This is a genomic window from Microbulbifer okhotskensis (assembly GCF_023895975.1).
Lineage (GTDB): Bacteria > Pseudomonadota > Gammaproteobacteria > Pseudomonadales > Cellvibrionaceae > Microbulbifer > Microbulbifer okhotskensis.
In genome coordinates this window covers 1-24,794 of sequence record NZ_JALBWM010000019.1, presented here as the reverse complement: position 1 = coordinate 24,794, position 24,794 = coordinate 1, and the positions used below count along the sequence as shown (strand labels likewise).

Sequence of the window (24,794 nt, the reverse complement as noted above, 5' to 3'; positions counted from 1 at the left end):
GTTTAAAACAACTTTACAAAAAATTCCTTAACGGACCTGGCCAGCTCCCGAGCACTGTCCTCGAATTCGAGGAAGTGTGGAATCAGCACTGACTGATTCCACCAACCATCCTGCTCAACCGGCACTAATGCCGGAGCCAGAATCAGTAGCGCCATCACCACAATGGCCCCGCGCGCCAGGCCAAACACCATACCCAACACTCTGTCGGTACCCGAAAGTCCCGTCGCTTCAACGAACGCAGAGAGCACCATATTGATACCGGCGCCTGCAAGCAGGGTACCGAGAAACAGGATGGCAAAGGCTGCAATCATCTGAAGGGAGGGCGTGTCGACGAGATTGGAGAGCATTGGCGCCAACTGGTCGCGAAACATCATGGCGACAATAAAAGCGGCGATCCAGGTAAGCAGAGACAGGGTTTCCTTGATGAAACCTCGACTAAGGCCGAGAAGCGTGGAAATGCCCACGATAGCCAGAATGATCCAGTCAGCCCAATTCATTCAACCCTACCTGCGTGGCGGCTGCTGCCGCGAAGAGCGCGCATTCTAACTGAAGGGACTAAGCGCGTGAAGTCATAGGCCAACCGATTGGAATTTATTATTTGGACTGCCCTTTTTCTTGGACGGTTGACCACCAGACAATGAGTTTGTATCGAATAAAAGCTCAAAGAGAGGGTATACAACTGGGGTGCCAGCAGCCCGTGGGAAACGAAATACTGGCCACTCAAAACCATCCAGGCCCGTCAGGCTTTGAACTGAAGCACAAGGGTCTGTGCTTTCAGTAGAATATCCAATTCCCTTTTTAGCTGTTGAGCATCGGCTTTGTTCACCTTTGGGCCGACCAATACACGCACCAGACGCCCCTTGCCAGTTTCCACTGCCCGGGTATAAGCCCTATAACCCTCATCCATCAGACGATTGCGGAGCTTATCGGCATTGGACTCGTCGCGGTAAGAAGCCACCTGCACCACCCAGGCCACCGGTAATCCGTAGGCATCGACCAGAGGAGAGGAATCTTTTTTAGGTGCCAGCTGCTGCTCTGCGGGCTTGACGCTGGAGACGGAAACCTCGATATCTTTAGTCTCCTCTCCATTCGGCGCCTTAGGATTGGAAAACTCGCCGGGCAGGTCCGGCTGAAAGGCATCCCCCGGCACAGGCGCAGGCGCCACATTGGCAACCGGCTGCGGTTCGGCGATTTCAATCGGTCGAATATCTGGCTCTGCCGGAATCTGGCTGGTCTCGCTGATGCTGCCCGAAGCCTCGCGATCCAGCAGACTGGGTAGAAAAATGACCGCAAGCGCAGCCAGTACCAGCGCCCCTACGATGCGTTGCTTAAAACCGTCGTTCAATCGCCCTTTACGGGAGGGCTTACCCTCGCAATTCTCCATTACCCTCATCTCGCATCTGCTGCAGAACTTCGGCCACAGTAAAGAAGGAACCAAATACAAGCAACCTATCCTGTGAACCCATGGTCGGCAGTAGCTGTTGTAAACCATCCGCGACATTTGGACAACGGTCATCCACATTCGTTACCTCGACACCGGCCCCGGACAACCCTGCAGCTAAGGCTCCAGCCCCAGCAGCGCGGCTGTTACCGGGTAGCAGAGCGGGGTGCCAAACGTCCACAACCTCCCTCAGCGGTGCAAATAGACCCACCAAATCCTTATCCGCCATAACCGCCACCAGAGCGTGTGTTGCCCCACTAACCGGGTTGTCGCTGAGCCAACTGGCCAAATGCTGAGCTGCTGCCGGATTGTGACCGACATCCAACAGCAGATGACAACCCTGCCACTGCACCTGCTGGCAGCGCCCCGGTAAGGCTATCTGGGTCAGGACTGTTTCAACTCCGTCCTGTGGAAGCGCCCTGAGCAAGGCCAGTGCCGTGATTGCGGCAGCAATACTTGGCCGCGGCAAACTGACCTCGGGTATCAGCAGTGTCTGTTCAGCAAAGCGGTAAATTTCATCGCCACTGCCCTCTACAGACAGAGAGAAATCCCGTCCAATAAAGTAGCTGGAACTGGCCAGTTTTTCCCCCGCCGAACACACAGATTGCGGGGGATCACTCTCGGCGCAGATAAAAGGTACCCCCGCGCGCAAAATACCCGCCTTTTCACGTCCGATTACTTCCCGGTCGCTGCCGAGCCAGTCCTCGTGATCAATAGCAATGCTGGTAATAATAGCCAGGTCCGCATCCACCAGGTTGACCGCATCCAAGCGGCCCCCAAGCCCCACCTCCAGCAGCACAAACTCAACACCAGCCCGCAGGTACAGCCAAAGTGCCGCCAGCGTGGTGTATTCGAAATAGGTTAGACTGATACCTCCCCGAGCAGCAGCTATCGCCTCAAAGGCGAGCACTAGATCCCCATCGGACACCTCTACCCCATTGATACGCACTCGCTCATTAAAACGCAGCAGGTGCGGCGAGCTATAAGCACCTACCGAACGCCCGCCTCGACAAAGCAGAGCCTCCATCGCAGCCACACAGGAACCTTTGCCATTGGTTCCAGCTACGGTAATCACGGTCGGTGCCGGTTTCTGAACACCCAGCGCCCCGGCGACTGAAGCGACGCGCTCTAGACCCAGCTCAATTTCGGTAGGATGCAGCTGCTCCAGGCGGGAGAGCCAATCTCGTAGTGAAGACATAATTGAATACATCAATGATAGGGGCTGCGGTCAGGCGCTATATTCGGCTGACCGCAGCATTGTCCCTAGAGAATAGAAAATCAGTTGCCGCTCAGTTTACCCAGTAGACGGGAGACTGTGGAACGCATATCCCTGCGCGGGATAATCATGTCAATCGCACCGTGCTCCAGCAGGAACTCACTGCGCTGGAAGCCCTTTGGCAATTTCTGGCGAATAGTCTGCTCAATAATATTGGGGCCGGCAAATCCAGCGCGAGCACCCGGCTCTGCCGCATTGATATCACCAAGCAGGGCCAGAGAGGCGGAAACACCGCCATAAACCGGGTCGGTCATAATGGAGATGTAGGGCACACCGGCCATCTTCAGTTTTTCCAATACCGCCGAGGTCTTAGCCATCTGCATCAGGGAGATCAGAGCCTCCTGCATCCGGGCACCACCGGTGGCGGAAAAACACACTAGCGGGATACGCTGCTCCAGGGCGCGCTGGGCTGCGCGGGTAAAGCGCTCACCGACTACATAGCCCATGGAACCACCGTGGAAAGCGAACTCAAATGCCACCGCAACCAAAGGAGCCCCGTTCAGGCGACCCTGCATGGCAATCAGGGCATCCTTTTCGCCAGTAGATTTCTGCGCCTGCACCAGGCGATCTTTGTATTTTTTGACGTCCTTGAACTTTAGCCGGTCCACCGGTAACACATCGGTAGCTAGCTCTTCACGGCCTTCTTCATCGAGGAAAATATCCAACCGCCGACGCGCACCAATACGTATATGGTGATCGCACTTGGGGCATACATCCAGGTTGCGCTCCAGTTCCGGGCGGTAAAGCATCGCATCACATTTGACGCACTTCTTCCACACGCCTTCGGGAACTTTGCTGTTGCCAGTACGACGTTCTGTACGTATTACTGAGGGAACAATTTTTTCTAACCAGCTCATCTCGTTTCCAAATCCGGATGCATTCAATAGGCCGGCACATTTTACCGACCAGAGGGGTTCAGGCTACGAATTAAAGCACTAAGCTTCTTTACAAGCCCAGCCAGATCAGCCGCTACTTTTGGCTTTTTGGCCAGTTGCTTATTTCACTGAGCACCGATGGTACACCCGTAACTACTGATCGAGCGCCTGGCGCATCTCACTAACAATCTCACCAACCCTCTCTTCGGCGGCACTGGCATCAACGGCGTCACCCACTGCAGAAACCAGCACACTGCCCACTACTGCGCCATCGCCATTGGCGCTCACCGAGCGAGCCGAACTGCCGTCCTTGATACCGAAACCCACACAGAGGGGCAAATCGGTAAATTGGCGGATATGCTCCAAGTTATCTCGTACCGACTCCAGGTCAAGGTGCCCGGCACCGGTGACACCTTTCAAGGAGACGTAATAAACGAAACCGCTGGCGAGCGTGGTAATTTCACCAATTCGCTCTTCAGTCGTTGTGGGAGTAAGCAGAAAAATATTGCGTAGATTGCGCTCGGCCATAAAGCTATTCAGGGCCCCCGCCTCTTCTGCGGGCAAATCTACAGTTAAGGCACCATCGACACCGGCCTCTGCTGCGGCCTCTGCAAATACCTGCTCTCCCATTCTCTGAATCGGATTCGCATACCCCATCAGAATGACCGGGGTATCCTTATCATTCTGACGAAACTCATCCACCAGCGCGAGGCATTTGCGCAACGATGCGCCCCCGGCAAGGGCGCGCTCATGCCCGCGCTGAATAACCGGCCCCTCCGCCATGGGATCGGAAAACGGCACCCCCAGCTCGATCACGTCTGCTCCGCTGGCTACCAGTTTGTGCATTAGCGGCACAGTGTTTTGCAAGCCGCCGTCTCCAGCAACGATATAAGTCACCAGAGCTTTGCGGCCTTCGCCGCGCAACTTGGCAAAGCGGCGGTCAATTCTATTTTGGTCTGTCACAGTGTATTCCCTGAGCTACTCCTGGCTAAAAGCCAGCTCAATTTATTGGTGTCTGCCCATAGAACCCGCCGCAAGGGCGGGCAATGACTTTGGCTATACCTCGATACCGTCGATGGCGGCAACGGTGAATATATCCTTGTCTCCACGACCAGAAAGATTCACCACAATATTCTGCTCCGGGCTCATGGAGCCAGCCAGTTTTAGCGCGTAGGCCACCGCATGGCTGGATTCCAGCGCTGGCAAAATACCCTCGGTTCGGGTGAGGCGACGGAAAGCATCAAGGGCCTCATCATCGTCTGCAGTGACATATTCCACACGACCAATATCTTTTAACCAGGCGTGCTCAGGGCCTACTCCCGGATAATCGAGCCCGGCAGAAACCGAGTGGGTCTCGATGATCTGTCCATCGTCATCTTCCATCAGGTAGGTGCGATTGCCATGTAAAACACCGGGAATGCCATCATTCAACGGCGCCGCATGCTTGCCCGAAGCCAAGCCCTTACCGCCCGCCTCGACACCAAACATTTTCACTTGGGTATCATTTAGGAAGGGGTGGAACAGACCGATGGCATTGGAACCGCCACCGACACAGGCCACCAGCGCATCTGGTAACTGGCCGAACCGCTCCAAACTCTGGCGCCGCGCCTCACGGCCAATAATTGAATTGAAGTCCCGCACCAACTGCGGATAAGGGTGAGGACCGGCAACGGTGCCAATGATATAGAAGGTATTGTCTACGTTGGTGACCCAATCACGCATCGCTTCATTCATGGCGTCCTTGAGGGTCTTGGAACCGGACTCTACCGGCACCACCTCAGCGCCCAGTAACTTCATACGGTAGACATTGGGGGATTGGCGCTTCACATCTGCAGCGCCCATATATACGGTACACGACAATCCAAGACGCGCCGCCACGGTAGCGGTAGCGACACCGTGCTGTCCGGCACCTGTTTCTGCAATCACACGGGTTTTACCACTCTGCTTGGCCAGTAACGCCTGTCCCACCGTATTGTTTACCTTGTGCGCACCCGTGTGATTGAGATCTTCTCGCTTGAGCCAGATACGTGCGCCACCCGCCTGTTCAGTCAGTCGCTCAGCAAGGTACAGCGGTGATGGTCTACCGACGTAATGCGCCAGATCGTGATCAAAGGCAGCGACAAAATCCGGATCATCTTTCAGGCTCATATACATTGCCTGCAGTTCATCCAATGCGCTGATCAGTGTCTCCGATACAAAGCGACCGCCGTAAGGACCAAAATGCCCGCTTGCATCCGGAAAGGTGGAAAAATCAATAGCACCTGGCTTACTCACACTCATACTCCGTGGGTCACATGGGGTTCTTTAACTATTTAGCTATCTATTAACGTTTGAAGAGTTCGTCCTGAACACTTCAAACGTCACCTGGAAATACTGGCGCAGATACGTGAATCTGCTGATATTTCCAGGCTCGCGCCGGCAAAGCCGGCGGGCGGCACTTCCCTGTGCCGCTCTTTCCTGCGTAGTAATAACTCGCCCTGAACACTTCAAACGTCACCTGGAAATACTGGCGCAGATACATGGATCTGCTGATATTTCCCCGCTCGCGCCGACAAAGCCGGCGGGCGGCACTTCCCTGTGTCTTTTATCGATCTCTGCGCAAGTCAACTACTTTTAGCCGCACGAAGAAAAGCGGTAACTTTTTGTCGTTCTTTGCGGCCGGGCACCTGTTCCACACCACCGCTGACATCTACCCCCTGAGGATGAGCTGCGGCGATTGCCATCGCCACATTATCAGGATTTAAACCACCAGCGAGAACGATCGGGCGGCCGCTATCTTGCGGTACTCTATCCCAGTCAAAGATCTCTCCAGTGCCTCCGGGAACTCCGGGGCAGTACGCGTCTAGCAGGAAGCCACGCGCCCTGGGGTGTTTGGCCATTTCTGCGCGTACATCAATACCGTCTTTCATTCTCAATGCTTTGATATAGGGGCGCCTGAACTGTTCGCAATAGCGAGCGCTTTCGTCACCGTGAAATTGCAACAGATTAAGAGGCACCGCCTCTAGCACAGCGTCCACATCTCCCTGAGCGGCATCGACGAATAAGCCTGTCATAGTGACAAATGGAGGAACAGCCGCAGTGATAACTGCGGCTGTTCCAGAATCTATATAACGCGGACTCGGCTTATAAAACACTAAACCCAGTGCATCCGCACCGGCATCTACCGCTATCAGAGCATCGTCTATACGGGTGATACCGCAAATTTTTACTTGCATCGCTTAACCTGGGTTTAGCCGGTCGGCCAACTAAAAAGAGGGAACCAAGGATACTAGCAGATCGGCAAGAGACGCGAAACGCGCCCCCAGCCTGAGCGCAAAACCTGCGCAGCTATCAACGAGTGGTCAGCTGTCCCAAAGGCTGTGCCACCAGCAATGGCCCCGGTTGACGCAGAGGAAGCGAGAATGACTCTGGATACTGCACATCCACCAGATAGAGCCCAAAGGGCGGTGCCGTGACGCCACCGGCGGAGCGATCGCGCCGATCCAGTATCTCTTTCACCCACTCCGGTGTGCGCTCAGCACGCCCTACCGCCATCAAAACCCCGGTGATATTGCGCACCATGTGATGCAGGAAAGCGTTGGCACTGATCTCCAACACCAACAGCTGACCCACACGGGCGATATCCAGGCGGGTAATTTCTCGCACCGGATTTTTGGCTTGGCACTGGGAAGCGCGGTAACTGGTGAAGTCGTGGCGACCTATCAGGTAACTGGCACCTTTACGCATGGCGTCCAAATCCAGCGGGTGCTGGGTCCAGGTAACTTCCGCCATGCTGTGGGCCGAACGGGTATCTGCACGGTGAATCAGGTAACGATAACTCCGTGCATGGGCGGAAAAGCGCGCATGGAACTGTGCCGGCATCTCGCGGGCCCAACACACCCTAACCGCGTCTGGCAGCTTGGTATTTACCCCCTGCACCCAGGCCCGATCCGGTCGCTGAGCGCGAGTATCGAAGTGGATTACCTGATTGGTGGCATGAACCCCTGCATCAGTGCGACCGGCGCACACCAGAGTGATGGGCTCTGCAGCAATCGCGGACAGGGCTTTCTCCAGATGGGCCTGCACCGTTTCCGATGCGGTTTTTTGCTTTTGGAAGCCGTGCAACTTGGCTCCGCAGTATTCAACGCCCACAGCGATACGGTGCAGCCCCTCTGGTAGCGATTCACCATCGGGGACTTCGCCATTGGCTTTGTAAGTATATTCGCGTTGCTTTTCCTGAGTCATATCACCAAAAACCACTTACTTCCACACAGCTCAACTTCGCGGGCTACCCGGAAACTGCCGAGTAAAGCCCGACAAAATAAAAAAACCTCGCAACTAGTGCGAGGTTTTTTTGAACCGGGGTACGTCGACGGTTACACCATCCCCTCCAGCATCTCCTCGGCGCGACCCTTGTGCTCCCCGCCTCCGTCTTGCGCCACCTCTTTAAGGATATCCTTGGCACCTTCTTCGTCGCCCATGTCCATGTAAGCTTGGGCCAATTCCAGCTTGGTCGCCATCTCGTCACCACCTTCCAGCAGGCTCAACTCTGAATTGAGGTCGCTCGCTAAATTAAAGTCGAGATCGCCAAAGTCGGAATCTGCCGGCTTTTCGACAATTGCTTCAACCTGCTCCACCGTTTCGAGCTCACTCTCCATTGCAGGCTCTTGCTCAAGGGTCAGCTCTCCTTCGGTAGACTCATCAATCAAAGCCAGCTCATCTTCCAGGGAAAACTCCTCTTCGATGCTGTCGGCATTGAACGCCAAACTGCCATCTTCCACCAGCTCTTTTCCAGTGGCATCGAGAGAAGCAAAATCCAGCTCCAAATCGGTATCCAGAGGCAAGTCTTCAGCAGACTCGCTAGCCTGCGCCGGCTCTACCGCTGCGGAAATTTCTTCATCAACAGTCAGGTCGGCAGCAATATCATCCAAGTCAATGCCATCGAGATCCAGATCAGAACCCAAGTCGCCGCCAATCATATCGAGGTCGCCCTCAGAGAAATCATCCAGTGACAACTCTTCAGAGGTCTCCAGAAACTCAACCGCGTCTCCTCCAGTCGAAGGGGTTTCCGCAATCGGGTCGCTATCAATTGACTCCAACTCCAAGGCAGAATCCAACTCTGCGAGGGACTCTTCCTCAGGCTCTGGCTTGCTCTCCTCCATCATGGAAAGGTCCAGCTCGAAATCCAATCCGGCGATGGACCCGCCACTGGTCGATATTTTTTTCTCAGGCTGGGCTTCGCTGGCAACGCTGTTACTGTCGGCCATTTCTGCGTCAAGATCGAGGGAGGCGAGATCCAGCTCAGAGGCATCAAACTCGATCGGCGCCTCGGCACTGTCGTCCTTATCAGCAGAAAGATCCCACTCCAAATCATCTTCCACCAGGACTGACCCCTGGTTGTTTGCACCCAAATCCCCCAGGTCCAACTCACCCAAATCCAGATCATCAAGATTTAGGTCATTGCCAATTTCCGGCTGCTGCTCCTCGGCAGTAGCTTCATCACCACCATCAAGCGCACTATCGAGATCCAGGTCATCCAGATTGAACTCTGTATCCAGAGACGCTTCCTGCTGTGCAGATTGCAGTGGTTCGTTGAAACTGCTATCGAGATCCAGGTCCAGAGACAACTCTGATTCACTATTGCCCAGGGATGAGGTTTCCTCATCATCGAGGGACAGGTCCATGGTGAGATCATCAAGCAGGGAGGTATCTACCTCCGGCACATCGTCGAAGTTCTCAAGGGCCGGCTCAGCGCTGGTGAAATCGTCGTCCAGGGTTGAGCCGATATCGTGGAGCTGCGCTGCTTCGAGGGATTCATTGGAGAACCCCATCGACGGCGCTTCGAACTCCGGCGCCCCGGCAAGCGTTTCACGCAGGCGCGCTGCGCGATCGGCCACGGGACCATCACTGATACTGAGCAACTGACGGTAGTGATCGTCAAATTTCTCGACGTCCTGATTGTGGGCATAAACCTCCATCAGCATCAGGCGCGCATCGACCACCTGAGGGTCCCGCTCCAGGCCTTGAAGCAGCTTGCTTTCAGCTTCTTCATACTGACCGAGAGACAGGTGGATTTCCGCTTCAGATATCGGATCATCGGTACCCACATCGCTGAGATCACCCAAATCGAAGGTATCGTCCGCCTCCATGCTCTCTACAGCGGCGAGAGTTTCGTCAGGCTCAGCTATTTCCTCGAGGAAATCCAGCGGCGCCTGCTCAGCAACCATCTGCTGCTCAAGCTGTTGTTCAGCTTCTTGCGCAGCTTTGCGACGGCGCCAGGTGAAAAATCCGAATACACCAGCCAGCAGCCCGGCAGCACCTATACCAATCAGCTGCGTATTGTTGCCCAGTTGCTCCATAAGCGTCAGCTTAGGTTTGGTTTGGACAGACACCACTCGGTTGCGGGACTCCACTGTCGCTGCGGGAGTCTCGGCCTCTTCTATGTCGATTTCGTTATCGCCCAGACCGTCCAGTTCTTCGTCGCCACCTACAACAAGACTATCATCCAGAGAGGGTTCCGCTGCTAACTCGTCCACCTCGATGGGGTCGAGCTGCGAGTTGGCTTGCCGTGCTACCGCCTGAACCGCACTCATTTCTTCACTGGAAACTTCGACCAGTGTTTCCATGGTGTCGATTTGCTCGTCGAGCTCAGCAATACGCTCGCGCAGTTCGGTATTTTCGAGTTTGGACTTGTCCAACTCTTCTTCGGCCACGATAAGATCGCCTTCCAGCGCCTCACCCTCTTCACTTCCGATACCCGAGCCTGAAGTGAGCGACTCATTGTCACCGGGGGCCGCCAAGCTAACCCGGCCTTCAAGCGTTTCGCTGACAGCAGGCTCGTCCTCAATCGCACGGGCATCGAGCGGGGCTCCCGTCGCCACTTCATCGTCGGGACTCTGGCGCCAGGAATCATTCTGCTGTGCCACCTCAGAGATGGCCTCTGTCATGGTCAGAGAGCGCAGATCTTCGTTGCTGGGAAGACGCAGGACGGCGCCTTTCTTCAGCAAGTTAATATTGTTGTTGATAAACGCTTCGGGATTGAGGCGCTGAATAGCCAACATGGTCTGCTGTACTGAGAAGTCGCGATTGGCGCGATTCTGCAGAGCAATTTCCCACAGTGTATCGGAGGAACCAACCGGGCCGTATACCTGGCTGCTGGTCTCTGCACTATCTGTAGCCGTGTAACGGGGCTGTGGGCGCGCGGGCTCGACAGTCTCAACCGCGTTTTTCTCTGCAACCGGTTTCGTCGGAACCGGCCTGCTAGCCGGAACAACGGGCTGAGCCGGTTGCTGGACGGGCGTATTGCGACGCACCTGCTGGCGCTCGCGTTCGGCAGCGCGCACAGGTTGCTGTGCCACATTGGGCGAAAACGCTGGCAGGTCCATCAGCAGCGTGTATTCACGCAGGAGGCGACCGCTGGGCCAACGAGTCTCAACGAGGAAGTTTAAAAAGGGCTCACGGATCGGCTCGCGGCTGGAAATGCGAATAACCGGATTGCTGCCCGAGTAGTCCACGTCAAAGCTTAATGAAGCCAATAAATAAGAGCGCTCCACCCCGGCGCGGTCAAACTCTTGCGGTCCCGCGAGGCGAACTTTGATCTCAGCGCCGTCCAGACCGCGGGTTTGCAGCAGTCCGATTTCCGCATCGAGAGGCTGATTAAGGGTCGAGTTGAGCTTGATCTCACCTAGTCCAAGCGCCAGAGCCGCGTTGCTTCCCAGTGCACCGACTAGACCAACTGCTAGTGCCAACTTACGCACACGCATATCCGATTCCCTTTATTGTTAGAACCTTCCCAGGGCTTCCGAAAAGCGCGCCTTCAGAAAATCCCTATTACTGAACGGTAATCGTTCGACTATTTGGCCGCCGTGTAGGCAGCCGCCAATTATGACGAATACCTCGCCACTCTCAGCCTGGCCAAAGTTAAGATTACACCTTCACTATGGCCGCTAAGTATTAAATATCAGTAGTTTTTTAGCAACAAGTGAGCAATTTGTGCACAGTTTATCGCTACGTCTTTACGTAGATTGTCAGACACCGCACACAAGTTTAACTGCCGCTTACTGAGTAGACTTTGGCGCAAACGGCCGATGAGTGTTACGTCACGGCCCAAAGCATTTTCCGCTGAAGGTTTCTCTACCATTTTGAGGCCTGCACCATTGGATAACAGTGCGCGTACTTTTTTCACATCGACATCTTGAGTTAAACCGATACTCACATTGGCCAGCTGTCCATGGAAAACAGAAACCGTATTAATGGTGGCATCGACAGCAACAGCGTCACCGAGCAAACGGCGAAGGTCGTGAACCAAAGTCAGCTCGCTCAGCGTGTGGCCGCTGGCGAGTATCGCTTCACAGGCGCTCAGTTGATTAAACGCCAAACGGTGACCAATCTCAGGATCGATTTCCGCTTCCTGGCCACTAAACATATGAGCCGTTTGCGCCGCCATAGCATCGATCGCGGCTTTGCCCAAAGCAGACACCGGCTGGTTGAGCTGAACCTCTACTGCCTGTAACTTATCCTTTAGGGGTGTCAGGGCTTCGGCCACCATCGCCGCACCCGCACTGGGCAGTGCGACTACCCGGCGCTCAGCACTAGCGAGATCACCACTGTTAAACATGGGATGAACCAGTACCGCACTCTCGTCACCGCGAGTGTTATTCGCGGCATCCAAGATCCAGGCGCCGCTCTTTTCAGCTGCCCCCATGGCGGTTTCAACGGCTTCGCCGCTACCGAGCAGAATCACAACTTGCCTGTCGTTGAAGGCAAATTTTTCCAGGGACTGCACGGGAATATTTCGATTCGCAAAAACTTTTGGATCTACCTCACGCTCGTCAGTCTCCAGCAAACTCAGCTGCTCAGCGGAAATTATTTCACGCTCTTCGAGTACTTCTAGCAAGGGACCAAAGGCGGCGTTATCGACACCGACGATGACCAGTTCGCGGGTGGCTTCGGACATGGCTATTCACTTCGTTGAATTGGAAAGGAAAAAATGAGGGGCGATTATACCCGTGGGGAAAATTCGAAAAAGGCGCTATGACAAACAGTAGCCACTTTTTACGCGAAGGGGTTCACAGCTTGACAAAAAGTCCTCCACTAAAGTGGTGTATATCTACCCCCTGTGGAGGACTTATCGAAGGCCGTACCAGTTACAGTTTGCCCAGCAAAATCAGCAGGATTCTGCGTAGGGGCTCAGCCGCCCCCCACAGCAGTTGATCGCCTACAGTAAAGGCGTTTAAGTACTCAGGCCCAACACTCAACTTGCGCAAGCGACCAACGGGAATATCCAGTTTGCCGGTGACTGCCGTGGGCGTCAGCTCCCGCAATGTCGCCTCGCGTTCATTGGGTACTACATTGACCCATTCATTGGCATCATTTAGCAAATGCCCAATGTCGGCAAGTGGTAAATTTTTCTTCAGTTTTATCGTAAAAGCCTGGCTATGGCAGCGCATTGCACCGATACGTACACAAGTGCCATCCACAGGAATGGGGCTACCAGACTGTAAAATCTTGTTGGCCTCCACTTGAGCCTTCCATTCTTCCCGGCTCTGACCGCTCTCTAATTGAGTGTCGATCCAGGGCAGCAGGCTGCCGGCCAGAGGCGCACCGAACTCGGCCGAGGGGAATTCTGCCGAGCGCATATCCGCAACCATTTTGCGGTCGATCTCAAGAATGGCGCTGGCGGGATCAGCCAACTCTGTGGCAACTCCATCGCGAAGGGCGCCCATCTGTGCAATCAGTTCGCGCATATTGCGTGCGCCAGCACCACTGGCAGCCTGGTAGGTCATGGCGGTGACCCACTCCACCATACCCGCGTTAAATAGCCCACCCAGCGCCATCAGCATTAGGCTAACCGTGCAGTTACCGCCAATAAAATTCTTCTGCCCTGCGCCAATGGCGCGATCAATAACATCGCGATTGACTGGGTCCAATACGATCACCGCATCTTCCTGCATGCGCAGGCTGGAGGCCGCATCAATCCAATAACCTTCCCAGCCGACCTCACGTAAACGAGCGAAAACTTCCTTGGTGTAGTCGCCACCCTGACAGCTGACAATCGCATCCAGTTGTGCCAGCGTACTAATATCGTAAGCATCACCGAGCGGCGGCAAAGGCTTGCCGATATCCGGCGCCGTACCACCAGCGTTAGAAGTGGAGAAAAAGACCGGTTCGGCAATATGGGCAAAGTCGTCCTCTGCTCGCATGCGCTCCAGTAATACCGAGCCGACCATGCCACGCCAGCCGATAAAACCTATTTTTTGCATTGCGGTGTCCTGTGTGTGAGGTGATCAATGTGCGCCGCCGGGAAAGCGGCGCGATGGTGGAATCAAAAATTAAAGTGCAGCTACAACGGCGGCGCCCATCTCTGCGGTAGAGACTTTCTGATAGCCATCGGTGTGAATATCGGCGGTGCGCAATCCCAACTCCAACACGTTGCTCACTGCCGCCTCAATCGCATCGGCCGCCTCGCTCATACCGAGGGAATAGCGCAACATCATGGCCGCAGACAAAATGGTGGCCAGTGGGTTGGCGATTCCCTGACCGGCGATATCCGGTGCAGAACCGTGGCAGGGTTCGTAGAGGCCGAAACCGCTTTCGTTCAGAGAAGCAGAAGGCAACATGCCGATAGAGCCGGTCAGCATGGCGGCGGCATCAGAGAGTATGTCGCCGAACATATTGCCCGTGACCATCACATCGAACTGCTTCGGCGCGCGCACCAATTGCATCGCGGCGTTATCCACGTACATATGAGACAGCTCTACATCCGGATATTCTGGCGCCAGGCGATCCAGTACTTCGCGCCAAAGCACGGTGACTTCCAGTACATTAGCCTTGTCCACGGAGCATAGCTTGCCGTTGCGCTTTTGCGCCGCCTCAAACGCCGAGCGGGCGATACGCTCAATTTCCGACTCTCTGTACACGTAGGTGTTAAAACCCTGGCGCTCACCATTTTCCAGCGTCTTGATACCGCGAGGTTCGCCGAAATAAATACCACCGGTCAACTCGCGTACAATCAAAATGTCCAAGCCGGCAACCACATCGGGCTTGAGGGAAGAGGCATCAGCCAGCTGTGGGTAGAGAATCGCCGGGCGCAAATTCGCATAGAGACCCAAGCCACTGCGGATTTTCAATAGGCCCTTTTCCGGGCGAATTTCCCGCTCCAAGGTATCCCACTGGGGACCGCCGACCGCACCGAGCAGCACCGCATCGCACTCACCCGCAGCTTTGAGTGCTTCGTCGGTCAGGGGTTCACCGTGGGCATCGATAGAGGAGCCGCCGATCAAGCCCTGCTCAAAACTGAGCCCAAGATTGTATTTCTCTGATGCGACTTCCAGCACCGCCAGTGCCTGCTCAACAATTTCTGGACCAATGCCGTCGCCCGGCAGAATCATTACTTTTTTCGTCACAGGTATTTCCTTTAATTACTGAACCGCATCGAAAAGCCAGGGGGACTTTTCTCGCCGCGCCTGCTCATAAGCACGAATATCATCGGAGTGCTCCAGGGTCAGATCGATATGGTCGAGACCATTTAACAGGCAGTGCTTGTAGAAGGCATCCACTTCAAACGGGATCAACTCACCACAGGGCTTGCGTACTTGCTGCTGCTCCAGGTTGACCGTAAGCGAGTAACCTTCCCGCCCGTGGGTTTCCTCGAACAATTGGTGAACCACTTCTTCTGCCAGGACGATTGGCAAGAGACCATTCTTAAAACAGTTGTTGAAAAAAATATCGGCAAAACTGGGCGCAATAATTGCGCGAAAGCCGTGATCTTCCAATGCCCAAGGCGCGTGTTCACGGCTTGAACCGCAACCAAAGTTCTCCCGCGCCAGCAGCACCGAGCCGTCTTGGTAGCGGGGAAAATTAAGGGGGAAGTCCGGGTTGAGGGGGCGGCCGGAACAATCCTGCCCAGGGATACCCTCATCCAGGTAGCGCAGTTCATCGAACAGGTTGGGGCCGAAACCAGACCGCTTGATCGATTTGAGGAATTGCTTGGGGATGATCAGGTCGGTATCCACATTGGCGCGATCCATCGGCACAACAAGACCTTCGTGCTGGGTAAACGCTTTCATCAAACCACCTCCTCTTGCCACTGCACCGGCGCCAACTCACGTACATCGACAAAGTGGCCGGCAATTGCCGCCGCCGCCGCCATGCTGGGGCTGACCAGATGTGTGCGGCCACCATAACCCTGGCGCCCCTCAAAGTTGCGGTTGGAGGTGGAAGCACAGTGTTCACCGGCGCCCAACTTGTCCGCATTCATCGCCAGACACATAGAGCAGGACGGCTCGCGCCACTCGAAACCGGCCTCAACAAAAATTTCGTGAAGACCCTCGCGCTCAGCCTGGGCTTTAACTGCCTGGGAACCGGGCACGATCAATACCTGTTTGACGCTGTCGGATTTCCTGCGGCCCTTGGCGACCTCTGCCGCTGCGCGAAGATCTTCAATTCGAGAATTGGTGCAGGAACCGATAAATACGCGATCCAATTTGATATCGCTGATGCTCTGTCCGGCGCTGAGCCCCATATACTCCAGCGCCCGCTCCATGCCAGTACGCTTGGTAGCATCGCTCTCTTTACTGGGAGTGGGTACCTGCGCACTGATCGGCGCCACCATTTCAGGGGAGGTTCCCCAACTGACCTGGGGCTCGATGTCCTCACCGCCCAAGACTATGACTTCATCGAATACGGCATCGCCATCGGAATACAAGTCACTCCAGGCCTCTGCCGCGCGATCCCATACCTCACCTTTCGGGGCATAGGGTTTGCCTTTTACGTAATCGAGCGTGATCTGGTCCACTGCAACCATACCCGCTCGAGCGCCGCCTTCGATGGCCATATTGCACACAGTCATACGGCCTTCCATAGACATAGCGCGAATCACTTCACCGCCGAATTCGATCGCATAACCGGTACCACCAGCCGTGCCAATTTTGCCAATAATCGCCAGCACCACATCTTTTGCGGTGACACCCGGACGCAGCTGGCCATCAACGCGAACCAGCATATTCTTCATCTTTTTCTGGGTCAGGCACTGGGTGGCCATCACGTGCTCAACTTCAGAAGTACCGATACCGTGGGCCAAAGCGCCCAGAGCACCGTGAGTCGAGGTGTGTGAGTCACCACAAACTACCGTCATACCCGGCAGGGTCACCCCTGTCTCCGGGCCGATCACATGCACAATGCCCTGCCCCGGCTCGTTAATACCAAACTGGACCACATCAAAATCGCGGCAGTTTTCATCCAGTGTCTGTACTTGGATACGGGAGATATCGTCTCGGATACCACTGACACCCGCAGCCCGCTCAATCGCTTCGGAAGGCACATTGTGGTCAGGAGTGGCGACTAGCGAATCCTTGCGCCAGGGTTTTCGACCCGCCAGACGCAAGCCCTCAAAAGCCTGCGGAGAGGTCACCTCATGAATCAGGTGGCGGTCGATATAGATAAGTGAGGAGCCATCGTCACAATTCTTTATCAGATGATCCTGCCAGAGTTTGTCGTAGAGTGTTTGCCCTGCCACAGCCGTTCCCCTCAATGGTTAAGAGCCTGAGTCTACCCAGACCCAACAAATAACACCAATTTATATTTATTATCCAATGTATTCCCATATGGAATGTGAGGGGCCAACTGCGGTAAGATCCCCGATATCGCTCCAGCCGTACAGTAGTCTGCTCGACTGGAGTAAAACCGATGTATTGTCACAGGAGTAAAAGGTTTGGAACTACAGTGGCTGAGGGCTTTCTTGGCGATAGCCGAACAGGGCTCGGTATCCCAGGGCGCGCAGCAATTGCACCTCACCCAACCCGCTGCCAGTAAGCGCTTGGCAGCCCTTGAGCAACAGCTAGAATCGCCATTATTTGACCGGATCGGTCGAAGGCTACAGCTCACGGACGCCGGTCGCGCCTTGCTGCCCCGTGCCCGCCATATCCTCAATGAAATTAGCGACACCGAACGGGAATTACGAGCACTGAGCAGTTCTGTCAGTGGCAGCTTGCGCATAGCCACCAGCCACCATGTAGGCCTCCATCACTTGCCGCCCGTATTGAAGGAGTTCAGCTTGCGCTACCCAGAGGTGGCCCTGGATATTGATTTTGTCGACTCGGAACAAGCCTACGAAGCGCTAATGGCTGCCAAGTACGAACTGGCTGTAGTGACCCTGGCCCTGAAAGAATACCCGCATCTCAGTGCGGAAGTGATCTGGCCCGACCCCTGCGTTGTCGTCGCCGCACCCGATCACCCGCTGGCTAAGCTTACCGAAATGGAACTCACCGATCTGGCCAACTACCCGGCCATACTGCCCGATATGAACACCTATACCGGGCGTCTAATAAAACGTGAATTTGACGCACAGGGCTTAAAACTCAGCGCAAAACTGGCGACCAACTTTCTTGAAACTATAAAAATGATGGCCTGTGTCGGTCTCGGCTGGAGTGTGCTGCCCCACACTCTCGTCGATAACAGCCTAGCGGTATTGCCGGTTAAAAAACTGCAGGTACTGCGCAACCTCGGCGTAATCAGCCACCGTGGCCGCACCCTCAGCAACCCAGCCAGCGCCCTGCAACAAATGTTATTTGAAGCGGCAATTTAGCCATGATGATTAGCCGCCACGCCTTGTTTCTATGCGCCACTTTTCCTCAATAGAGAGAAAGAAATGTAAAAATGTGCTGCCGGCAGCGGCACAATAAGTATTTATCTGTACACTCCGCGACAAATTCATCACGGAGTGAAGTCAATGAAGAAATCCGCATTTGCCTTGAGCGCCCTCCTCGCCTGCGGAACCGCCAACGCAGACACTATCCTCGGTTTTGATGCTACCGCCGGCGCTTGGCTGCCGAGCTTTAGCGGTAATATCGGTAGCGACGGTTACAACTTGGATAACCTCTCGCTGACCGAAGATAACATCACGTTCATACAAGTCGCTCTGGAGCATCCCATCCCCCTGGTACCCAACGTACTTCTCGCTCACAGCAAGATCGATACTGACGGTTCCGACCAGCTGGAAACTTCCGTTACTTTTGATGATGAAACCTTTGTCGCCAAAACGGAAATCAGTACCGACCTGAGCCTAACCCACACCGATGCCACTCTCTACTACGAAATACTGGATAATTGGGTAAACCTGGACCTGGGCCTGACTGCACGCATGTACAACGGCGAATTTACTGCTGTTGGTGAATCGCAAGCCGAAACCATTGAACTGACCGGCTATCTTCCGATGGCCTACGCCATGGCTCGCTTCGACCTGCCTTTTACCGGCTGGTCCATTATCGCCCAAGGCAACGGCACTGCTTACCGCGGCGATACCCATACCGACCTGACCGCCAAGGTACGCTGGGATTTTGTACCCGCAATAGATTTTGCTATCGAGGCCGGTTACCGTGTAATGAGTCTTGATCTCGAAGAACTTGATGACCTGCAAAGCGATATTGAAATTAAAGGTCCATACATCGGTTTCAACTTACACCTGTAAAAAAAGGCCAAGGAACAGGCCGCGCTCCCCAAAACAGCTTTTGCAGCTGGAACGCCAGCGAGGTATAGCTACCGCGCCGAATCTGCACTAAGGTGGCCCCAACGGGGAGCGCAATTTACAGGTAGAAGCATGAACCCACTGCTCGAAAAACTCGGAATTACCCACCCAATATTCCTGGCTCCAATGGCTGGAGTTTCCACTCCGGCACTCGCCGCTGCAGTCTCCAATGCCGGCGGGCTCGGCTCAATCGGACTCGGCGCCTGCACAGCAGAAAAAGCCGCAGAACAGATCCGACACACCTACGACCAAACCGAACATCCGTTTAATGCAAACCTGTTCTGTCATAGGGCCGCCGATAAAGACCCCACCCGCGAACAAGCTTGGCTATCCTACCTGGCACCGCACTTTGCCGCCCTTGGCGCCACCGCGCCAGCACAAATTAATGAACCCTATCCAACGTTTATTGATAATGAAAAAATGCTGGCAGCACTACTGCAGGAGAAACCGCCGGCAGTCAGCTTTCATTTTGGTCTGCCAAGCGAAGCGTTTATTGTTGCACTAAAGAATGCCGGCATTACGCTCATAGCAACAGCCACCTCACTCGAAGAAGCAAAGCTCGCAGAATCTTTCGGAATCGATATTTTAGTCGCCCAGGGCATTGAGGCCGGCGGACATCGCGGCGTGTTCAATCCCGATAGAGACGAAGAGTTAGGCACTCTTGCTCTGGTACGTCTTCTCTCCTGTCAAAGCCGCCTGCCTATCGTTGCCGCCGGGGGCATTATGGACGGCGCAGGTATACGCGCAGCGCTTTCCCTCGGCGCCAGCGCCGTACAAATGGGTACCGCATTTATTCTCTGCCCAGAATCAGCAGCCAGTGATACCTATCGCGCCGCCCTGCAAAGCGAACGCGCGCAGCATACCAATATTACCGCCAATATCTCCGGGCGCCCCGCTCGCGGTATCACCAACCATTTTTATAACGAACTCAATCTCGGCGCGCCGCCCTTGCCGGATTACCCTATCGCTTACGCGGCCGGTAAGGCTCTTGCCCTAGCTGATGCCAAAGCGGGAACAGAGGATTTCGCCGTGCAGTGGGCGGGCCAAGGTGCACCCCTCGCCCGTGCACTGCCTGCAGCCAGTTTGATGGCCACCTTGGTAGCAGAATTAAATGCAACCAGCTAGTAAAGCGAGCAATTGACTAAAAGTGAACGACCGCAGCTATTGGCCGATCAACAAGAGTTTTGACCTTACCAATAATTAACCGGTACTGAAGAGAAAATTATAATTATTAGCGATTACGTCTTCTCTAATTGGACCGGCAAGATATCAATATAAACCAACGATGCCGACGCCAGTATTTTACAACTCAGCCGCCAATTCAGCGGTATCAAGCAGGGTTCCATATATAGTAAATATACCCAAGAAAAACTGCATAACCTCGGTATTGAAACATTGGGAATTATCCCAATAAATAAAGTTCGGGGCATCGATCTCCACCAACCTCAGCATTTACTCTCTATTTCAAAGCAACACCTTTGGATCCAGATGACTTCGACTGCCTCCAATGCACAATGTAGGACTCTGAATTCGTGACAGAGCATCCCTGAAATCGACCTATTAGATACTCAACGTCAAGTTATCCCTCGTGGGTCGAAGAATTTTTAAAGCCTTAATAATAAACTTACCTTTTCCTGGGCTAAAAATCAGAACCAAATTTCCCCTTAATAAACTCATTTTTGATTTGCACCCCCTCTAACCCGGCAACATCAACAGCCACACACATAAGAACCTGGCCCTGAAAACCCTGCCGGAAAGTGCACACCTAACATTCACTTGTCACACATCGCTAGAGTTTGCTCCACCATTTCGCCACAGAGCCCGAGATAGTTGCAGGGATCGAGCAGAGCATCCAACTCTTTGGCAGAAAAAACCGAACTGATTTCACTATTTTCCTTTAATAGCTCAGAAAATGGACGTCCGCCATCAATCGCCTGGCAACATATTTTGTAGACCAAATCGTGAGCATACTCGCGGCCCATCTTCGCCCCCAACCCCATCATCACTGCCTCCGATGAGACTAACCCACCCGTCATTTTGAGATTGCGCATCATCTTCTCAGGAAACACTTGAAGCCCCTCAAGCGCATAGCGCGCTTGCCCTAGCGCGGATGCGGATAAGCAAAATATTTCTGGCAACACAATCCATTCAATTTCCCATGGCCCGGTGGCACGTTCATGATCCTCAACCATGGCTTCCAGCAGACTCGCAACCTGCTGCCGAATCACAGGAACAGTGGCACTAATAAAAACCGAAGAAATAGGGTTGTGCTTTTGGGGCATGGTGCTGGACGAACCTCGACCGGCAGAAAAGGGTTCAGCAACCTCCCCTACTTCTGTTTGCGCCATCAGCTTAATATCGAGGGCGATCTTGCCCAGCGACCCAGTAATCAAACCAAGGAGACAAGCCACTTCAGCGATACGATCGCGCATGGTATGCCAGGCAATACACGGCGCCCCCAGGCCCAGCTCACTCATCACACCGGCTTGCACTTGCAGCCCCTTATGCCCCAGGGAGGAAAGATTACCCGCAGCACCACCAAACTCTCCTACAAATACCCGCGCCTCAATCTCCTTTAGGCGACTACGGTGACGGTGAAACCCAGCGAGCCAAACTGCCGCTTTATAACCGAACGTGATGGGGACAGCCTGCTGAAGATTACTGCGAGCAACCATGGGGGTATCTTTAAATCGCTCAGCAAGGCTGGCCAATGCTTCCGTAATCGCCTCAACTTCGCTTTCGACAATCCCCAGGGCTGCCTTCATCTGCAACACCGTCGCGGTGTCGGTAATATCCTGAGTCGTAGCCCCCCAATGACACCACTGGCCCAAACCACCACCACATAAGCTCACCAACTGCTGTACAACCCCCAATACCGGGTAACCAATCAGCTCTGTTTGCGTCTTCAACTTTATCAGATCGATTTCTTTGGCATCGCAATGCTTACAAATTTCCTCAGCGGCCTCATTGGGGATAATACCCAATTCACTTTGCACCTTAGCCAGTGCCGCCTCAACATCCAAATAATACTGGACTCTCCCTACATCAGAAAAAATATCGCGCATTGCAGAAGTACTGAAAATATCGCGAAATACCACGGAGTCGATCATTGTTGCAGTCATAAAATGTCCCTTTACGGCACAGTAAGACTCCACAACAGCCAACCGTGTCGCATGACAAAACATGAAAGAGAATGCTGAACCTATCCAAATCAGCCCGAGCGTTGAAAACATAAAACGATAAACGTCAGATTTGATTACCTTTAGCTGAGGTCAGAAATACTGTCAAACAGCAGAGGGCGATCAGCATGCTGATAAAATTGCAATAGCATGAATCGCCACACGATGTAAGCTCAACCTCGAAATTTTAGATTCAAAATTAGTGTAAATGCGAAGATACCACCGCCTCAACCCGTAGAAAAACCTACTGTGTCAAACTAAAAATAGTTTTGATTGTGGAAGTTGACATATGTCAATTTGATTCAAATTTGGCATGCTAATCTTCAAGGCCAAATCTCAATTTTTGGTCCTGGGAATTTGAAACTTTGGCGCATTAACACGCAACGATTATTTTGCAATCGTCACCCATGTCCAGATTGACAAAAAAATGATTCCGCCTCACAGGCTTGGCGACTGGAGTTGTATCAATATATTAAGGTCGGAAAAATGAGTTTCCGTAATGGTTTTCAAAAGGAAAGCCATACAAGGGCGTGCACCACGGAAAACAACTTACAAATACACCAACAATAAAAAATGATTAACGTAATTCATTCTTCACCAGCTACGTGGGAAATTTGAAAAATTGATCCTACATAGTCAGTTTCATACACCCAATTGAAGGAATAACTTGGGATGAGCCAACCTCTATCTACTGAAACTATATATAACAAGCAAGCCGCCAGCTGGAGTCGCTCGGAAAAAATTTTACTTAGCGACTTTACCGCCCGCCCAAGAGTCATAGAAGCTCTTGGAGATATTTCCGGAGCAAATGTATTGGACTTGGGCTGCGGCGAAGGTTACGTATCGAGGATGCTACTGAATCGTTCCGCAGGATCGGTATTTGGCGTAGATGCTTCCTCAGAAATGATTACACAAGCTAAAAAGTCAGCCGCAAAGGAAAAGCTCCCGAACTCGCACTACGCAGTTGGCAATGCAGTAACCTACACAGATTTTCCAACTACAAAATTTGATCACGCTATTGCGGTTTTCCTGTTCAACTATCTTAAAATAGAAGAAATGACAGAAGTAATGGCGAAAGTCAAAAATTTACTCAAAGCAGGGGGCGCTTTCATTTTCACTGTACCCCACCCCTGCCTGCCCTTTATGAAAGAGGAAGCCCCTCCCTTCTATTTTGAACATGATGGCAAGAGCTACCTGGACGGCATAGATCAAACCTTTGAAGGGGAAATATGGAGAAGAGACGGGGTGCCCGTTTCAGTTCGCTGTGTACACAAGACTTTTTCACATTACTTCGATGCACTCAAGTTGGCAGGTTTCCAATCACTACCAGAAGTTAAAGAGCTGTCAGTGACCAAAGAACACCTCAAACTTGACCCGGACTTCTTTGCTCCTCTAGAGGGCTACCCACTGCATGTTTTATTCAAGGTTCAAACCAATGACTAATATAGCACCGAGCAGGTTAATTCAAGCGCAAGCTTGGGGCGCCCAAGATATGACGGCAAAATCCAACTGGAAATTCCACTGGCCTAGCACATGGGAATCAGAAGTTAGAGCACTGGATAATTGGGCGGCAGAACAAAATGACTCAATTAACAATCTGCAGAAAAACTCTATAGCTACGCCAGAATTTGACCAACTTGCCATAAGAGTCAAGCGTGAACTAGAGCTAGGAAGTGGAGTAGCATGGATTCACGGAGAAGATTCTCTCGATGAGTCGACTCTAAATCTTCTCTTCCTTAAAATCAGCCTGGCAATGGGAAAAACCATAAACACCTATGGGCGACTATACGGTATACGCGATACCGGAAAAGACTATACTAGTGAATCAATCCCAGTCTCACAAACCAATGCCCCGACCGGAGTACACACTGACAGCTCACAGCGCACTGTTCTGCCAAAAATCCTTGGGCTGTGCTGTATAATGCCCGCCGTTACAGGAGGGAAGTCAAAAATTGTGTCTGCGTCACAAGTTCACGAAAAACTCAGACAATCCGCTCCACAAAAACTGGAAATTCTCTACAAAGATTACATCAGAGACTTGGTAACACCAGGTAGCGAAAAAAACATAGAAAACATTCAAGAAAATCATTTCCCTATATTTAAATATTCAGAGGATAAATTGACTATCCGATACATGCGCTACTGGATTGAAAAGGGACAAGAACGGATAGGAAAACCACTCTCCAGTGAAGTAACTAGCGCCTTGGACGCCTTGGACATAGAATTGAACAGCGAGGAAAATACACTCAGTTTTTATATGGAGCGAGGTGATATTATATTCGTCGATAACACTAGGATTCTGCATGACCGAGATGGCTTTATTGACACCCCTGAGCAAAAGCGAGTCTATACAAGAGTGTGGATTGACCAATCAGAAGAAACAAAAGAAAAATAGCGCCTCTAGATATAAAGAGGCTGTAATTTAAATTGTGTAACTGCTTATGCCCCCATACTCTATACCGGAGTAACCCATGAGCAAAACAATGAACGATAAAGACCTCGAACAGCAACTCAGTGCCAA

At 53.1% G+C, this 24,794-nt stretch carries 20 protein-coding genes; 5 read left to right on the top strand and 15 right to left on the bottom strand.

Going from position 1 to position 24,794, the window contains the following annotated elements; all coding sequences use genetic code 11:
• Positions 1–2: 2 nt before the first annotated feature.
• From MO867_RS06700 to leuC, 14 genes are all read right to left on the bottom strand, one after another.
• Positions 3–497 carry a CvpA family protein gene (locus tag MO867_RS06700; RefSeq protein WP_252465491.1) on the bottom strand — a complete coding sequence of 165 codons (495 nt, stop codon included), beginning with the start codon at positions 495–497 and terminating at the stop codon, positions 3–5.
• Between the two features lie 242 nt (positions 498–739).
• A complete protein-coding gene (locus MO867_RS06695) occupies positions 740–1,384 on the bottom strand; it encodes an SPOR domain-containing protein (RefSeq protein ID WP_252465490.1) in 645 nt (214 codons plus the stop codon).
• Positions 1,365–2,639, bottom strand: coding sequence for a bifunctional tetrahydrofolate synthase/dihydrofolate synthase (folC, locus tag MO867_RS06690; protein WP_252465489.1), 1,275 nt, complete (start codon positions 2,637–2,639; stop codon positions 1,365–1,367). The genes MO867_RS06695 and folC overlap by 20 nt, the downstream gene beginning before the upstream one ends.
• An 80-nt stretch (positions 2,640–2,719) precedes the next feature.
• Entirely contained in the window at positions 2,720–3,574 is an 855-nt protein-coding gene (gene accD, locus MO867_RS06685) for an acetyl-CoA carboxylase, carboxyltransferase subunit beta (RefSeq protein ID WP_252465488.1), read from the bottom strand.
• Positions 3,575–3,745: 171 nt separating this feature from the next.
• On the bottom strand, positions 3,746–4,555 hold the full coding sequence (trpA, locus tag MO867_RS06680; RefSeq protein ID WP_252465487.1) for a tryptophan synthase subunit alpha: 810 nt from the start codon (positions 4,553–4,555) through the stop codon (positions 3,746–3,748).
• Positions 4,556–4,648: 93 nt separating this feature from the next.
• Positions 4,649–5,872 (bottom strand): tryptophan synthase subunit beta, encoded by a 1,224-nt coding sequence (gene trpB, locus MO867_RS06675; protein WP_252465486.1) that lies wholly within the window; start codon positions 5,870–5,872, stop codon positions 4,649–4,651.
• A gap of 323 nt (positions 5,873–6,195) precedes the next feature.
• Complete coding sequence (locus MO867_RS06670; RefSeq protein WP_252465485.1) at positions 6,196–6,807, bottom strand: phosphoribosylanthranilate isomerase; 612 nt, start codon at positions 6,805–6,807, stop codon at positions 6,196–6,198.
• Between the two features lie 115 nt (positions 6,808–6,922).
• Positions 6,923–7,816 carry a tRNA pseudouridine(38-40) synthase TruA gene (truA, locus tag MO867_RS06665; RefSeq protein ID WP_252465484.1) on the bottom strand — a complete coding sequence of 298 codons (894 nt, stop codon included), beginning with the start codon at positions 7,814–7,816 and terminating at the stop codon, positions 6,923–6,925.
• A gap of 131 nt (positions 7,817–7,947) precedes the next feature.
• Entirely contained in the window at positions 7,948–11,334 is a 3,387-nt protein-coding gene (locus MO867_RS06660; protein WP_252465483.1) for a motility hub landmark protein FimV, read from the bottom strand.
• 197 nt (positions 11,335–11,531) lie between these two features.
• Positions 11,532–12,527: an Asd/ArgC dimerization domain-containing protein gene (locus MO867_RS06655; RefSeq protein WP_252465482.1), complete on the bottom strand. Its 996-nt coding sequence runs from the start codon at positions 12,525–12,527 to the stop codon at positions 11,532–11,534.
• A 190-nt stretch (positions 12,528–12,717) separates the two neighbouring features.
• Positions 12,718–13,833 carry an aspartate-semialdehyde dehydrogenase gene (gene asd, locus MO867_RS06650; RefSeq protein ID WP_252465481.1) on the bottom strand — a complete coding sequence of 372 codons (1,116 nt, stop codon included), beginning with the start codon at positions 13,831–13,833 and terminating at the stop codon, positions 12,718–12,720.
• Between the two features lie 69 nt (positions 13,834–13,902).
• Entirely contained in the window at positions 13,903–14,961 is a 1,059-nt protein-coding gene (leuB, locus tag MO867_RS06645; RefSeq protein ID WP_256473849.1) for a 3-isopropylmalate dehydrogenase, read from the bottom strand.
• A gap of 30 nt (positions 14,962–14,991) precedes the next feature.
• Positions 14,992–15,639, bottom strand: a complete 648-nt coding sequence (leuD, locus tag MO867_RS06640; protein ID WP_252465479.1) for a 3-isopropylmalate dehydratase small subunit — start codon at positions 15,637–15,639, stop codon at positions 14,992–14,994.
• Positions 15,639–17,087: a 3-isopropylmalate dehydratase large subunit gene (gene leuC, locus MO867_RS06635; RefSeq protein WP_252465478.1), complete on the bottom strand. Its 1,449-nt coding sequence runs from the start codon at positions 17,085–17,087 to the stop codon at positions 15,639–15,641. Before leuC ends, leuD begins: the two co-directional genes overlap by 1 nt.
• 195 nt (positions 17,088–17,282) lie before the next feature.
• Between leuC and MO867_RS06630 the strand changes: the two genes are divergently transcribed.
• The 3 genes from MO867_RS06630 to MO867_RS06620 all read left to right on the top strand — a co-directional run bounded on the left by MO867_RS06630 (position 17,283) and on the right by MO867_RS06620 (position 20,219).
• A complete protein-coding gene (locus tag MO867_RS06630) occupies positions 17,283–18,155 on the top strand; it encodes a LysR family transcriptional regulator (RefSeq protein ID WP_252465477.1) in 873 nt (290 codons plus the stop codon).
• Positions 18,156–18,299: 144 nt separating this feature from the next.
• Positions 18,300–19,037: a TIGR04219 family outer membrane beta-barrel protein gene (locus tag MO867_RS06625; protein WP_252465476.1), complete on the top strand. Its 738-nt coding sequence runs from the start codon at positions 18,300–18,302 to the stop codon at positions 19,035–19,037.
• A gap of 129 nt (positions 19,038–19,166) precedes the next feature.
• Positions 19,167–20,219 carry an NAD(P)H-dependent flavin oxidoreductase gene (locus tag MO867_RS06620; protein ID WP_252465475.1) on the top strand — a complete coding sequence of 351 codons (1,053 nt, stop codon included), beginning with the start codon at positions 19,167–19,169 and terminating at the stop codon, positions 20,217–20,219.
• A 647-nt stretch (positions 20,220–20,866) separates the two neighbouring features.
• Here the strand turns inward: MO867_RS06620 and pcaB are convergent.
• On the bottom strand, positions 20,867–22,216 hold the full coding sequence (gene pcaB, locus MO867_RS06615; protein WP_252465474.1) for a 3-carboxy-cis,cis-muconate cycloisomerase: 1,350 nt from the start codon (positions 22,214–22,216) through the stop codon (positions 20,867–20,869).
• A 729-nt stretch (positions 22,217–22,945) separates the two neighbouring features.
• On the opposite strand from pcaB, the gene MO867_RS06610 reads away from it, so the two are divergent.
• Positions 22,946–23,716, top strand: coding sequence for a class I SAM-dependent methyltransferase (locus MO867_RS06610; RefSeq protein WP_252465472.1), 771 nt, complete (start codon positions 22,946–22,948; stop codon positions 23,714–23,716).
• The gene (locus MO867_RS06605; RefSeq protein ID WP_252465471.1) at positions 23,709–24,668 is read left to right on the top strand and encodes a TauD/TfdA family dioxygenase; all 960 of its coding nucleotides are present in this window, start codon (positions 23,709–23,711) and stop codon (positions 24,666–24,668) included. The genes MO867_RS06610 and MO867_RS06605 overlap by 8 nt, the downstream gene beginning before the upstream one ends.
• Positions 24,669–24,794 lie beyond the last annotated feature (126 nt).

Coding starts and splice junctions, on each gene's coding strand:
- MO867_RS06695 (WP_252465490.1), bottom strand. CDS start 1,384: ATGGAGAATTGCGAGGGTAAGCCCTCCCGTAAAGGGCGATTGAACGAC.
- MO867_RS06605 (WP_252465471.1), top strand. CDS start 23,709: ATGACTAATATAGCACCGAGCAGGTTAATTCAAGCGCAAGCTTGGGGC.
- asd (WP_252465481.1), bottom strand. CDS start 13,833: ATGCAAAAAATAGGTTTTATCGGCTGGCGTGGCATGGTCGGCTCGGTA.
- trpB (WP_252465486.1), bottom strand. CDS start 5,872: ATGAGTGTGAGTAAGCCAGGTGCTATTGATTTTTCCACCTTTCCGGAT.
- MO867_RS06660 (WP_252465483.1), bottom strand. CDS start 11,334: ATGCGTGTGCGTAAGTTGGCACTAGCAGTTGGTCTAGTCGGTGCACTG.
- folC (WP_252465489.1), bottom strand. CDS start 2,639: ATGTCTTCACTACGAGATTGGCTCTCCCGCCTGGAGCAGCTGCATCCT.
- MO867_RS06655 (WP_252465482.1), bottom strand. CDS start 12,527: ATGTCCGAAGCCACCCGCGAACTGGTCATCGTCGGTGTCGATAACGCC.
- MO867_RS06620 (WP_252465475.1), top strand. CDS start 19,167: ATGAACCCACTGCTCGAAAAACTCGGAATTACCCACCCAATATTCCTG.
- MO867_RS06670 (WP_252465485.1), bottom strand. CDS start 6,807: ATGCAAGTAAAAATTTGCGGTATCACCCGTATAGACGATGCTCTGATA.
- truA (WP_252465484.1), bottom strand. CDS start 7,816: ATGACTCAGGAAAAGCAACGCGAATATACTTACAAAGCCAATGGCGAA.
- accD (WP_252465488.1), bottom strand. CDS start 3,574: ATGAGCTGGTTAGAAAAAATTGTTCCCTCAGTAATACGTACAGAACGT.
- leuB (WP_256473849.1), bottom strand. CDS start 14,961: ATGATTCTGCCGGGCGACGGCATTGGTCCAGAAATTGTTGAGCAGGCA.
- MO867_RS06610 (WP_252465472.1), top strand. CDS start 22,946: ATGAGCCAACCTCTATCTACTGAAACTATATATAACAAGCAAGCCGCC.
- MO867_RS06700 (WP_252465491.1), bottom strand. CDS start 497: ATGAATTGGGCTGACTGGATCATTCTGGCTATCGTGGGCATTTCCACG.
- leuD (WP_252465479.1), bottom strand. CDS start 15,639: ATGAAAGCGTTTACCCAGCACGAAGGTCTTGTTGTGCCGATGGATCGC.
- pcaB (WP_252465474.1), bottom strand. CDS start 22,216: ATGACTGCAACAATGATCGACTCCGTGGTATTTCGCGATATTTTCAGT.
- MO867_RS06625 (WP_252465476.1), top strand. CDS start 18,300: ATGAAGAAATCCGCATTTGCCTTGAGCGCCCTCCTCGCCTGCGGAACC.